We start from the raw sequence: 12,963 nt of genomic DNA, 5'->3' as shown, positions 1-12,963 counted from the left end.
GCTGATCAGCGCCCGATCACCCGCCTGAGATTCTCCCGTGCCCGCGCTTCCAGCCGTGCCTTCAGCGGCGGCAGGCTGTAGAGGTCGGCGCGGTCGAGAAACGACTGAAGAATCTGCCGCCGCTTGTGGCGAAAGATGATGCCCGGCACGTAGGCATATTCTTCGCGGATCTGCTGCTCGTATTCATCGAATCGGGCGCGATCCGCGCCCAGGATGGAGAGGTCGATGTCCACCACCAGTTGCTCATCGGTGCCCGCTGGGACGGCACTGTGCCGCGTGACCAGCACCAGATCGCGCACCAGGGCTGCCGATGCCGGCGAGGCGCCCGCGGTCTGGAGGGCGTCAAAAGCCCAATCGGCGCTGCGCTCTTCATTGCCAGCACCTTTGACTTCGTAGATCGCGTCATGGAACCACAGCGCGGCTTCCACCTCGGCCGGATGCTGCGCCAGCGAGCCGAATTCCTCGCACAACTGCAGGCACTCCGACAGGTGCTGGGTGGAGTGGTACTTGCGCTGGGGCTCCGCATACCGCGCCAGCAGTTCGTCGCGCCGGGCCTCGTCCTGCCGGCCGGTCAAAGCGAGCCAGGTGCGCGCCCAAGATCTTTCAAACAAGGGGCTCATGGGCCGGATTGTGCGTCCGGCCGCGCGCATGGCAAAGATGTGGCGCGGATGCTGCTTTCGCAGGACCGAAATGGAAACAGAAGGTGACCAAAGCATCTACGAGACATCTCCCAGACATCTCCCAGACATCTCCCAGGCAGCTCCCAGGCATCTCCCAATGCGCCCGCATCGTTCCCTGTCCCATGGATCAGCGATGCCTGCAGTTGCAAGCTGCGCGCCGGACACCCATCGGTGGGGGTCGCCAACTGCCAGGGTTGCGATAAGGTGCGCGACGCATCCGGTCCCACCGGTGGCGCTTCCCCGTTTCCCATGGAGTCGTTTGATGACCCAATCCGTCCTGCCCTTGCCCCTGCCCCTGCCCCGCCGCATGCTGGCGCGCTCTGTTGCTCAAGGCGCTACTGCCACTCCCGGCTCCCACGCCATCAGCGACGAGGGCGCGTCCAGCCGGTCCGTTGGCATCTGTCGCATCGTTAGCATCGCTGGCAAGACTGGCATCGCTGGCACAGCTCGCATGACTGGCATCAGTCGCCTTGCTCGCATCACCGGCCTGACCACAGCCCTGGTCTGTGCCACGCTGCTGGGCGGATGCGGCAAGCAAGGCGCAACGCTGGGTGAAGGCGGGTCGGAGATCAGCGGCTCTGCGGGTCCGGCGGGTGCGAACAAGGCCAATCGGGAACTGCTGAAGTGCGACGCACCGGTGGCCACGCTGGCGCTGGTGGAGAACCCCAATGGCTACACCGTGACGGGCGCCCAAAACCTGCCCAACACCCCTCTGCCGCTGGTGCGGCTGCTGGCGCAGCAGAGCGGTTGCTTCCGCGTGGTGGACCGCAACGCCGGGCTGCGCGCCACGATCAAGGAACAGGAACTCAAGGACGCCGGTGTGCTGCGCAAGGAAGGCAGCACCGTGGCCAAAGGCAAGGGCTATGAAGCGCAATACACGCTCACGCCCAGCCTGACCTTCAGCGAGCAGGATGCGGGCCGTCAGGTGGGCGGCATCCTGGCGATGATTCCGGGCCTGGCCCGATTCGTCGGCGCGGCTGAACATGTGAAGCTCAAGGAAGCACAGGTGGCGCTGCTGCTGACGGACAACGAAACCACCGAGCAGGTGGCGGCCGCCACCGGGTCGGTGCGGGTGACGGATCTGGGCATGGGTGGCCTGGTGCTGGGCAAGTTGGGCGGCGCGGCGGGTGCCGGCTGGGCCAACAGCAACGAAGCCAAGGTGATTGCCGCAGCGTTCCTGGATGCACACAACCAGTTGGTGGTGCAGGCACGGGCGCTGGCCGCCAAGGACCTGCCGGAACCGGTGCCCACTCGCAAGGCGAAGACGGCTCTCACGGGGACGGCGTCCTGAGTGGCACGGCGCAGTTGTTCTTGGTAGTTAAAGTCGAAAATACATGCCTGGACTCGGCATGGGTTGGTGGGGAGGTGATCCAACTGCCCGCTGCGCCAAAGTCGTGAACAACGAACAACGGACCGCAGCCCGCATGCAATCCCTTGAGCGCTGCCGACCTGTCCCCATCAGCACGCCAACCACTGCGGACGAAACTCCACCGGCATAGAGCTTCTTCAAGGCAGCGTAGTTCTCGGCCTGTTCAGTCGTGCGCACCAGGACGGTTTCTCCCGCCAGCGCAAAGGGCACAACCGAATCTCCAGTGAGCCCTGACTTGGACCTCCATTCCCGCACCATCCAGTCGACTGGCGAGTTCGCCTCTACAAACCGGCCCCACTGAGAAAACGGCTCGCACGGATGCCGGTCCAGTTGACCCTCCCAGGGCAAAAAACCGAGCCTGCTCTTGCCCTCTGAGAGATAGCGATCCGTCACCGATGCCTCGGGGGCGCTCGAGCTTCCCACCAATTCAAGCATTGCCCAGATGCACACGCGCGGCGGAGCATCGCAGCAGGCAGCCTGGTCGAGGACTGGTATGGTGAACTCTTCCATTCAGTCGGTGCCAAAACCCGTATCCTGCCATCCGCCTTGATGGGTCAACCATGGAACTCCGCCAACTTCGTTATTTCGTGAAGGTCTGTGAACTGCGCAGCATGGGGCGCGCAGCCATCGAGCTCGGCGTGGTGACCTCGGCACTGAGCCAGCAGATCAGTCGCCTGGAAAGCGAACTCAGCACGCGGCTGCTGCTGCGTGGCAGCACCGGCGTCAGCCCCACCGATGCCGGCGTGGCCTTCTTGCAGCAGGCACAGCTCACCCTGCGCCATGCGGACGAGGCGGTACGCGCGGCGCAACAGGCGCGCTTGTCGGGACATGTCAGTGTGGGTCTGGCTCCGACCACGGCCTCGGTCGTGGGCTGGCCGCTGATGCAGGCCATGCGGGCACGTTACCCGGACGTGCGGCTGCACCTGGTGGAATCACTGTCGGGCCATCTGGCTGGCATGCTGCAAGCGCGCCAGCTTGATCTGGCTGTGCTGTTCGAGACCACCACGCCGCGTCGCTGGAGCATCGAGCCGCTGCTCGACGAGAAACTGTTCCTTCTTGCCTCAACCAGTTTGGCGCAGCGCCCCTCGGGCCCGAAAGTGCGGCTGGCCCAGCTCGCCGGTGTGCCGCTGATCATGCCCAGCGCCGGCCACGGCCTGCGCGCAACCCTCTCCGCCGCCTTCGCCAGGGCGCGCATCGTGCCCGATGTGGTGGCCGAGATCGACGGACTGGCGCTGCTGATGGACGCTGTCCGCGCTGGCCTTGGCGCCACCATCCAGCCTGGGGCCGCTGTCGCACGGCGGCCGGCGGACGATGTGCTCAGCAGCCAGATCACCGACACCCATGTAGGCAGACGCAACCTGCTGGTCAGCCTGTCGGACGATGAGCTGTCACCGGCCGCGCTGGCCACCCGCGTGGTGATGGCCGATACCGCGCGCATGCTCGTGCGCGAGGGGCGCTGGGCCGGCGCCAGTCTTCTCGATCACTGAACACCTATTGACCGGTTCGGCCTGTCGCCTCAGGGGCTGCCTGCCTAAAGTTTCCTGATCCAAAGGAGACAAGTCGTGAGCGATGAACAGGTCGATGTCCTCGTCGTAGGGGGCGGCAACGCCGGACTCTGCGCCGCGCTGATGGCGCGCGAGGCCGGCGCCAGCGTGCTGCTGCTCGAATCCGCGCCCAAGGCGTGGCGCGGTGGCAATTCGCAGCACACGCGCAACCTGCGCTGCATGCATGACGCGCCGCAGGACGTGCTGGTGGATACCTACCCTGAGGAGGAATACTGGCAGGACCTGCTCAAGGTCACCGGCGGCGAGACCAACGAGCACCTGGCTCGTCTGGTGATCCGTGCTTCGTCGAACTGCCGCGACTGGATGCGCAGTCATGGCGTGCACTTCCAGCCGCCCCTGTCCGGCGCCCTGCATGTCGCGCGCACCAACGCTTTTTTTATGGGAGGCGGCAAGGCTCTGGTGAACGCCTACTACCGCAGTGCCGAGCGCCTCGGCGTGCGGATTCGCTACGACACGCCCGTGGCTTCAGTTGAACTCGAAGGCCAGCGCTTCACAGCGGTCCGAACCGAGGGCGGTGAACGCATCGGCGCGAGAAGCTGCGTGCTCGCGGCCGGTGGCTTCGAGTCAAACCGCGACTGGCTGCGCGAGGCCTGGGGCCAGAACGAACGAGGGGAATGGCCGGCCGACAACTTCCTGATTCGCGGCACCCGTTTCAACCAGGGCGTGCTGCTTCAGCAATTGATGCAGGCCGGAGCCGACACTGTTGGCGATCCTTCTCAGGGCCATATGGTGGCGATCGATGCCCGTGCCCCACTCTATGACGGCGGTATCTGCACGCGCATCGACTGCGTGTCCCTGGGCGTGGTGGTCAACCGCGAGGCTCGCCGCTTCTACGACGAAGGCGAGGACTTCTGGCCCAAGCGCTATGCCATCTGGGGGCGCCTGGTGGCGCAGCAGCCGGGCCAGGTGGGCTACTCCGTCATCGACCAGAAGGCTGTCGGCCGCTTCATGCCCCCCGTGTTTCCGGGCAAGGTCGCCGACACGCTACCCGAACTGGCGCGCCAGCTCGGGTTGGACGAGGCGACCTTTGTACGCACCATCGCCGACTACAACGCCGCCTGCCGTGTCGGCCGTTTCGACCACACCGCTCTTGACGACTGTCATACCGAGGGGCTGGTCCCCGCCAAGACTCACTGGGCGCGCCCCATCGATACCCCCCCCTACCTCGCCTACCCGCTGCGCCCTGGCATCACCTTCAGCTACCTGGGCCTGAAGGTGGACGACACCGCCGCCGTGCGCTTTGGCAACCGCCCCAGCCCCAATCTCTTCGTGGCGGGCGAAATGATGGCCGGCAACGTGCTCGGCAAGGGCTACACCGCCGGCGTGGGTATGAGCATCGGCACCGCCTTCGGCCGCATTGCAGGCACGCAGGCCGCAGCACTGAAGCAGAAAGAGGCCTCCCATGCAAACGCTTGATGCCCTGGCACGCGAGGCGATCTCGCTCGGGGACGGTCCCCTCCGCGTCATCCCCATCCTTTCGGCCGCAGAGACTGAGGTGGGTCGGCAGATGCAGATCTGCAATGCCTGCCGCTACTGCGAAGGCTTCTGTGCCGTCTTCCCAGCGATGACCCGCCGACTCGAATTCGGCAAGGCCGACATCCACTTCCTGGCCAACCTCTGCCACAACTGCGGCGCCTGTCTACATGCCTGCCAGTACGCACCACCGCATGAGTTTGCGGTCAACGTGCCCAAGGCCATGGCCGAGGTGCGCGGCCAGACCTATGTGGACTACGCGTGGCCGCCCGCGCTCGGCGTGCTTTACCAGCGTAACGGTTTGACCTTGTCGCTGGCTTTGGCCTCTGCGTTGGCGCTGTTTCTGGCATTGGCAGTGGCCATGAAGGGCAGCCTGTGGGGTGCGGTGCCCGGCGACACGTTCTACAGCATCTTCCCGCATCACCTGCTGGTGAGCATGTTCGCCCCCGTATTCCTTTGCGCCATGCTGGCGTTGGCCATGGGCGTGCGTCGTTTCTGGAGCGACGTGACACCCGCCACCAGCGGCGCGCCGGTGAATGGGCGCGCTGCGGCTGAAACCGCCGACGCGGTGCTGCGCCTCAAGTATCTCGACGGTGGCCATGGCGAAGGTTGCAACAACGACGACGATGCCTACACGCTGGCACGCCGTCGCTTTCACCATCTCACCTTCTACGGCTTCTTGCTGTGCTTTGCCGCCACCAGCGTGGCGACGCTGTACCACTACGCCTTCGGCTGGGCCGCACCCTACGCCCTGCCCAGCCTGCCCAAGCTGCTTGGTGTGATCGGTGGCATCAGCCTGATGGTCGGAACCGCCGGCCTGTGGCGGCTGAACCGCAAACGCCACCCTTTGCATGGCGACGTGAATCAACGGCCGATGGACCTCGGCTTCATTGCCCTGCTGTTCCTGACCAGCGCCAGTGGTCTGGCGCTTTGGCTCGGCCGCGGTACGCCGGCCCTCGCGCTCCTGCTGTGTCTGCACCTGGGTGCAGTCATGGCCCTGTTCGCCACTTTGCCCTACGGCAAGTTTGGCCACGGCATCTTCCGCAGTGCCGCGCTGCTGCGCCATGCCGTCGAGAAACGCCTCCCCAATCCAATCGGCCTTGGCACCGACTGAGACTCGAGTCAAAAAAAACCGCGAGGAGACAAAAAATGAACAAGCGACAATTTCTGCGCGCCACGATCCTGTCCGCCGCAGCCGTGTGCCTCGCCAGCCGCGCACCGGCCCAAGACTTCCCGCCAAAGAAGACCGTCACCCTGGTGGTGGGCTTCGCCGCTGGGGGCGCGGCCGATGCAGCAGCTCGACTGATCGCCAAGAAGCTCGGGGAGGACATCGGTCAGACCATCGTGGTCGACAACAAGGCTGGCGCCGGCGGCAACATCGCGCACCAGCAGGTGGCCAACGGCCCGGCCGATGGCACGATGCTTCTGTTCGGCTCCATCGGCCCGCTGACCATCGCCCCGCATGTGATGAAGGTGTCCTACGCCCCCTTCAAAGACCTGGCCGCCATCTCCGGTGGGGTGAATTTCCCGAATGTGCTGGTGGTGCGCAAGGGGTTGGGCGTGAAGACTCTGGCCGAGTTCGTGTCTTTGGCCAAGATGAAGCCTGACAGTGTTGACTACGCCTCGACCGGGGCCGGCTCGGCCTCGCACCTGGCCGGGGAGCTGTTTGAGCAGCGCGCGGGCATCCACATGGTGCACGTGCCCTACAAAGGAGGCGCCCCGGCGCTGCAGGACCTGTTGGGTGATCGAATCGCCGCGTACTTCTCGGCGCCGCCAACGGCGCTGCCGCACATCGAAGCCGGCACGCTGATCCCGCTGGCCACCACGGGCCTCACCCGCACGGCCTACATGCCGAACATCCCAACAGTGGCCGAGTCCGGATTTCCAGGATTCGAGGCCCTGAACTGGTATGCCTTTGTTGCGCCCGGCAAGACGCCGGTGGCTATGCTGGAACGCTGGAACCAAGCCATTGTCAAGGTGCTGTCCGACCCAGGTGTGAAGGACGCGCTGAACAAGCACGGCCTGACACCACAGCCCACCACTCGCGCCGAGCTCACCGACTTCATGAAGAAGGAGGACGCCAAGTGGGGCGCGATTGTGCGCGATCGCAAGATCACCGCGAACTGATTCGCGAGGTCAGTGGGTTCGCAAGAGGCCACGCGCGGTGCTGGGGCTGGCCGGGACCGGTCGCTAACCGGATCGCCAGCAAGGGCCAAGGTCTCTTCGTGGCTCGGATGTGTCCAAGCAAGATGAGCGGCTCCATCAAGGCACAGAACCCCGGCACCGGGGTGGTGATCATGATCGACTTGCCCCAGGCAGCCGCTCGAATGGATCGCCGACCGACCTCACCTGGGCACACCGTCTGAAGGTCTACCTGCAAGGCGTCCTGACCTTGCTCTCACCCTGGAAGTGCCAGGGTGCTGTCCCCCAACTGATTGGGGCAGCCCGCTTGGTTATCAGACTGGTGGACCGCAAACGCTGCGTCTCGGCTCCAGGCTGATGTGAGCTGATCGAATCGGAGGCCGCCAGATGGTTGCGATCGCCAATACTCGGCATTTGAGGATGTCTGCAGCCAGTGTCGGCGCCCCCCCGATCCGCGCTTTTTACGACGATTCCCCGGGCCTACGGGCAAAATCCAGATGATAGGGGCGAGCTTGGCGTCGGGCCTGCCGGGAAGCCCACCTTGAAGAATGGAGCAGCATCAATGGCACTGACAAAGAAGGGCGAGTTCTGGTATGGGACGACCTCTGGCGACACCCAAGCCGAACTGCGCAGCTACAGCGCTGCGAATCGCCATGAAGCCGTCCGGTTTGCCGCGTCCAAATGCGATTGCGGGTGCCGGACCTTCGCGCTGCAGACCGATGAAGAAGCCGGCGTGGCCATCCGCACCTGCACCGACTGCGGGCAGGAACACCTGATGGGCGACAGCGCGGACCACGTCGAAGAAGCCGTGCCGGGGACGCACGAGTGCGTGTGCGAGAACGAGGTGTTCGAGCTGATGTCCGGCGTCGCCGTCCACGAGGGCACACATGACGTGCGCTGGTACTACATCGCATGCCACTGCGTGGAGTGCAATCTCGTCGGGGTCTTCGCAGACTGGAAGTGTGACGCGGGTGATGCGGCGGCCTTCCTCGCCAGGGTATGAGCGGCCAAACCCCGGCGGACTTCAGCAGCAGGAGGCTGACTGCGTAGTTCGCCAGCGACTGCCTTGCGGCCTCAGTTTCAGGCGGCGAGCCCAGGGCGCTGCCGCCCCTCGGAGCGCATGGTTGTAGATGATGGTTTCGCCACGCTGGAGCGCCCCTTCAGCGCTTGAACGCCGCACACGGATCTTCACGGGGCGGAGCCGGCGCGCGTTCGATCTGGTCATACAGCGCGGCTGGCGTCGCGCTGTCCGTTTCCAGATAGGCCACCACCGCAATCTCCGACGGCGCCACTCCCGCCGCCTGCAGATACACCGGTACGGCCACATCCCGGCGGACATGTCCATTGCCCGCAATCAGCACCACACGCTTCGCCCCCTGGGCCCGCGCATTAAGCATGGCCTGAGCCATTGCGGCGTCCCGGGCCCGTTGTGCATTCACCATGCCAGGCAACATGGACGGGGGCATGGCACCGCAATGCCCCTCCTGGATGTCCTGCGCCAGCGTCTGCTGCTGCGCTTCACTCCAGGCCGCGCGGGATCGCAGCGCCAGCAGGTCCTGCGGCCAGGCGGCGTCGCCTTCCCGCACGATGCGCCTCACCTGATCCCGCTCCAGATTGCCGCCGCGCAGCTCGGCGGGGCTGCGCACCACCACCTCAAAGATCGGCTGATGCAGCGGCCAGCCCCAGCCCTTGCGATCAAACTGACCGGCCGCCAGCACCACGTCCAAGGCATCGGCGCCCTGCTCGCGGGCTTTGGCCATCGCGGCATCGTGATCCCGCGAAATCTGTTCCACCACCACCACGGTGTGAGGTTCCTGCGTCAGCAGGCGTTGCAACAGTTCGGCCCTGGCTTGATGGTGGGCCGGGTTGTCATGCACCTCCCCCAGCAGCACGTAGGGGGCGGTCAGCGCCGAGGGCGCTCGGCCCACGGACGGTTGAATCGGGGACGGCTGACTCGATGCCGGTTGACTCAAGGGCGGCATCGGCCGGCTTGAATCCGGGCCGCCGGGGCCTGTGCCACGCACGGCCTCCACGTTGCTGCCGCAAGCGGCGACCAGGGCCAACCAACACACCACTCCGAACCGCGCCCACACGCGCTTCAACCGGGGAGACAGGACAGTGTTCATGAAAGACATTCCTTGAAAGGATCGATCGGGAACAGGCCTGGCAGGGGGACCTTGACAGTCTCACGGGCTGGGAACCAGAAGGGGTGAGCATCGCATGGCGCCGCGTCTGCGCCACAAGAAGGGCCGCCCCATGAAAAAGGGCCCCGCAGGACCCTTGTTGCGTGCATGCGTGAATCCGCGTCAACGGATGCTGGTCGTCTCACGCAGGGTCTTCACCGCGCCAGCCCCCATGGCCGCACCAAAGCGCTTGGCCAGGCGTTCCGCCACGTTGTCGCGCGGGGTGTAATCCACCACCTCTTCAGCCTTGATCACTTCACGGGCCACGTAGTCCAGGTTGCCCGTGCCGTCGGCCAGACCCATCTTCACCGCCTGTTCGCCATTCCAGAACAGGCCCGAAAAGGTCTCCGGCGTTTCCTTCAGACGGTCGCCACGGCCTTCGCGCACCACCTTGATGAACTGCTGATGGATCTGGTCCAGCATGGCCTGCGCATAGGCCTGCTGTTTGGCCGACACCGGCGAGAACGGGTCCAGCATGCCCTTGTTGTCCCCAGCCGTCATCAGCCGACGCTCAACGCCCACCTTCTGCATCAGACCGGTGAAACCAAAGCCGTCCATCAGCACGCCGATGGAGCCAACGATGGAGGCCTTGTCGACATAAATCTCATCGGCCCCAGCGGCAATGTAGTAGGCCCCGGAGGCGCACATTTCCTCCACCACCACATAGACCTTCTTGTTGTGCAGCGCCTTCAGGCGGCGAATCTCGTCATTGACGATGCCGGCCTGCACCGGGCTGCCGCCCGGCGAGTTCATGCGCAGCACCACCGCCACGCTGCCCGGATCTTCAAAGGCGTTCTTCAGCGCCGAGACGATCAGTTCGGCACTGGCTTCCGTATCCGCGGAAATCTCCCCGCGCACATCCACCAGCGCCGTGTGCGGGCCGGTGGTGGTTCCGGTGTGGTGGCGCTGCGAGAACATCCCCCACACCAGCAGCAGGACGACACTGGCCCAGATCAGCCGGAAGAACAGCTTCCAGCGCCGTTCACTGCGGCGGTCGCGCAGATAGTCGTGGGCGAATTGCTCCAGCACCTGTTCATAGGGCCGTGGCGCCGCCCCGGCGGCGTGGCCCGTGGCGGGCCCAGCGCGGAACATGTCTTCCGGCCGCGCGGTGGCGTCCGGAATCGGGGGCGGCAGATCATTCGGGTTCTGATTCATTCAGTCCTCAAAGGCGGGACGGGTGTCCCGGGAAGGGTACCAATAGACCTGTCCGTTGCTTTCGCGAACGTCCAGGCGGGTCAGGCCGATGCGGCCGCACATGCCGGTCACGCAGCGACCGTCCAGCGGGTGATAGACCGCACCATGGATGGAACAGATGATGTAGCGCTTGTCCCGGTCCAGGAACTCGCCTTCCTGCCAATCCATCTCCGTGGGCACATGGGCGCAGCGGTTCAGGTAGGCCACCACCTGGCCTTCAAAGCGCAGCGCAAAGGCGGTAGCGGACTGCCGGAAGTGCAACACGTCGAAGGTGTGGGCCTTGCCCTTGTCTTCCAGCGCCCCCGAGGCGCACAGTGGGACGCCAGCCTGGCTCTGTTCCTCAGGCATGGTCCAGCAGCCAGGTGTGCAGGCTGGGCACGTCGTGCGCCACCAGCAGTGGGTTGTAGGTGCGCAGGCCCTCATGGGCATGAGCGCCGTAGGTCACCGCCACGGCGGGGCATCCGGCATTACGCGCCAGTTCCAGGTCGTGGCTGGTGTCGCCGATCATCAAGGTGCGTTCCGGTTCGGTGCCAAATTCCCGCATCAGCTCCAGCAGCATCTGCGGATGCGGCTTGCTGGCGGTTTCATCGGCGGTGCGGGTGCCGTCAAACAGCTGCGCCATGTTGACCGCTGCCAAAGCCTCGTCCAGACCGCGACGGCTCTTGCCGGTGGCCACCGCCAGCCAGTGGTGCCGCGCCTTCAGGGCCTGCAGCATCACCGGCACGCCCTCGAACAAGGTGACCTCATGGGCGGACGCCAGGTAGTGATGGCGGTAGCGTTCCCCCAGCGCCGGATACAGCGACCGGTCCAGGCCCGGCAGCGCATGGGACAAGGCTTCCACCAGCCCCATGCCAATGACATAGCTGGCGCGCTCACGGCTGGGCGCCTCCAGGCCAAGGTCAACGGCGGCCGCCTGCATGCTCTTGACGATCAGCGCGGTGGAATCGAACAGCGTGCCGTCCCAGTCAAAGACGATCAGGTCAAAGCGTTGTGGCATGGGGCGTGGCGGGTGAGCGGTACGGGAGGGAGTTGGGCAGTGTGGGCGGCATGGGCAGAGCCGGCATTGGGGCCAAGGCCGGTCATGCGGCGGCGGGCGCCTTGCGCAGCCCTACCAGCAGATTCTCACAGGCCGGCGGCAACGGTGCTGTCAGCAAGATCTCTTCCCCGCTGGCTGGATGGGTGAATCGGAGTTCCTTGGCGTGCAGGAACATGCGGTCAAAACGCAGCGCGCCCCGGGCGATGGTCCGATTGGCGTCGAAATCCCCATATTTTGGGTCCCCGACGATGCTGTGGCCTTCGTTGGCCAGGTGCACGCGGATTTGATGGGTGCGGCCGGTCTTGATGGTGACTTCCAGCAGGCTGTGTGCTGGCAGCGCCTCGGTGACACGCACCAGGCTGATCGACCGCTTGGCCTGGTCCGCCCCCGGATCGTGTGAATCATTGATGGCGCGCACCCAGCGCTCGCCGTCACCGCCGACGAACTTGAGCAGCGGCACGTCAATGACCTTTTTGGAAGGGGTCCAGCGCCCCCACACCAGCGCGGCGTAACGTTTCCCGGTTTCCCGGTCCCGCAACTGATCCTGCAGATGGTTGAGCGCGCTGCGCTTCTTGGCAATCATCAGCAGGCCGGAGGTTTCCTTGTCCAGCCGGTGCACCAGTTCCAGAAACCGGGCCTGCGGCCGGGCGCGGCGCAACTGTTCGATCACCCCGAAACTCACGCCCGAGCCACCGTGAACCGCCACCCCGGCGGGTTTGTCCACCACGATCAGGTACTCGTCTTCGAAGACCACCGGGAATTCCCGGCCGGGCACGGCACTGTCGTCCGGCTTGTCGGCCAGGCGCAGGGGCGGTACGCGTACGACATCCCCAGAGCTCAGACGCGAATCGGCACTGCAGCGGCCCTTGTTGATCCGCACCTCCCCGGACCGGATGATCCGGTAGACCAGGGTTTTGGGCGCTCCTTTGAGCTCTCGCATCAGGAAGTTGTCCAGGCGCTGGCCCTCGGAGCCCTCGTCCACGGTCAGCAGGCGGACCTGGGGCGCTGGAGGAGCCGACGGAGCCAAGGGAGCCGGGGGAGCCTGTGTGGGGGTCACAACCACCGAGGACACCGCTGCTTTTGTGGCCGACGGAACGGCAGCCGCAGCCCGGGTCCGTGCCGGTTTTGGCCCGTCCCCTGAGCGCGTGGCACCCCGGGCAGTCCCTGGGGCGGCCTTGCGGGCTTTAGCCCCTATAATGCTGCTTGCCACGTTCGCGTTGTAAGTGTTTGATTTTTCTCATTTTACCTGTGCAGGCACTTGTGCGGCAGCCCCATCGAGGCTCCTCGCACGCTGCAACAACAGTGTGGCAATGGTTGTGCA

Annotated in this window: 12 protein-coding genes; 6 read left to right on the top strand and 6 right to left on the bottom strand. The window is 65.3% G+C overall.

Features of this window, described 5'->3' with window-relative positions:
• Positions 1-5: 5 nt before the first annotated feature.
• Positions 6-620, bottom strand: a complete 615-nt coding sequence (locus tag OU995_RS10145) for an N-methyl-D-aspartate receptor NMDAR2C subunit (protein ID WP_267835398.1) — start codon at positions 618-620, stop codon at positions 6-8.
• A 322-nt stretch (positions 621-942) separates the two neighbouring features.
• On the opposite strand from OU995_RS10145, the gene OU995_RS10140 reads away from it, so the two are divergent.
• The 6 genes from OU995_RS10140 (at position 943) to OU995_RS10115 (ending at position 8,232) form a co-directional block, all read left to right on the top strand.
• Positions 943-1,971: a CsgG/HfaB family protein gene (locus tag OU995_RS10140; protein ID WP_267835396.1), complete on the top strand. Its 1,029-nt coding sequence runs from the start codon at positions 943-945 to the stop codon at positions 1,969-1,971.
• 638 nt (positions 1,972-2,609) lie between these two features.
• Positions 2,610-3,536, top strand: a complete 927-nt coding sequence (locus OU995_RS10135; protein WP_267835395.1) for a LysR substrate-binding domain-containing protein — start codon at positions 2,610-2,612, stop codon at positions 3,534-3,536.
• Positions 3,537-3,611: 75 nt separating this feature from the next.
• On the top strand, positions 3,612-5,030 hold the full coding sequence (tcuA, locus tag OU995_RS10130) for an FAD-dependent tricarballylate dehydrogenase TcuA (RefSeq protein WP_267835394.1): 1,419 nt from the start codon (positions 3,612-3,614) through the stop codon (positions 5,028-5,030).
• Positions 5,017-6,201 (top strand): tricarballylate utilization 4Fe-4S protein TcuB, encoded by a 1,185-nt coding sequence (gene tcuB / locus OU995_RS10125; protein ID WP_267835393.1) that lies wholly within the window; start codon positions 5,017-5,019, stop codon positions 6,199-6,201. The genes tcuA and tcuB overlap by 14 nt, the downstream gene beginning before the upstream one ends.
• A gap of 35 nt (positions 6,202-6,236) precedes the next feature.
• Positions 6,237-7,214: a Bug family tripartite tricarboxylate transporter substrate binding protein gene (locus OU995_RS10120; RefSeq protein WP_267835391.1), complete on the top strand. Its 978-nt coding sequence runs from the start codon at positions 6,237-6,239 to the stop codon at positions 7,212-7,214.
• A 577-nt stretch (positions 7,215-7,791) separates the two neighbouring features.
• Complete coding sequence (locus OU995_RS10115; protein WP_267835390.1) at positions 7,792-8,232, top strand: hypothetical protein; 441 nt, start codon at positions 7,792-7,794, stop codon at positions 8,230-8,232.
• A gap of 157 nt (positions 8,233-8,389) precedes the next feature.
• On the opposite strand, the gene OU995_RS10110 is transcribed toward OU995_RS10115, so the two are convergent.
• The 5 genes from OU995_RS10110 to OU995_RS10090 form a co-directional block, all read right to left on the bottom strand.
• Positions 8,390-9,355, bottom strand: coding sequence for a ChaN family lipoprotein (locus tag OU995_RS10110; RefSeq protein ID WP_267835389.1), 966 nt, complete (start codon positions 9,353-9,355; stop codon positions 8,390-8,392).
• A gap of 180 nt (positions 9,356-9,535) precedes the next feature.
• Entirely contained in the window at positions 9,536-10,567 is a 1,032-nt protein-coding gene (locus OU995_RS10105; protein WP_267835388.1) for a S49 family peptidase, read from the bottom strand.
• On the bottom strand, positions 10,568-10,954 hold the full coding sequence (locus OU995_RS10100; RefSeq protein ID WP_267835387.1) for a Rieske (2Fe-2S) protein: 387 nt from the start codon (positions 10,952-10,954) through the stop codon (positions 10,568-10,570).
• On the bottom strand, positions 10,947-11,603 hold the full coding sequence (locus tag OU995_RS10095; protein ID WP_267835385.1) for an HAD family hydrolase: 657 nt from the start codon (positions 11,601-11,603) through the stop codon (positions 10,947-10,949). The genes OU995_RS10100 and OU995_RS10095 overlap by 8 nt, the downstream gene beginning before the upstream one ends.
• An 82-nt stretch (positions 11,604-11,685) precedes the next feature.
• Positions 11,686-12,669, bottom strand: a complete 984-nt coding sequence (locus OU995_RS10090; protein ID WP_267835384.1) for an RluA family pseudouridine synthase — start codon at positions 12,667-12,669, stop codon at positions 11,686-11,688.
• Between the last annotated feature and the right edge of the window lie 294 nt (positions 12,670-12,963).

This window comes from Roseateles sp. SL47 (assembly GCF_026625885.1).
Taxonomy (GTDB): Bacteria; Pseudomonadota; Gammaproteobacteria; order Burkholderiales; family Burkholderiaceae_C; genus Roseateles.
Note: the sequence above shows the minus strand (reverse complement) of the source record. Positions and strands in the feature narration are given on the sequence as shown.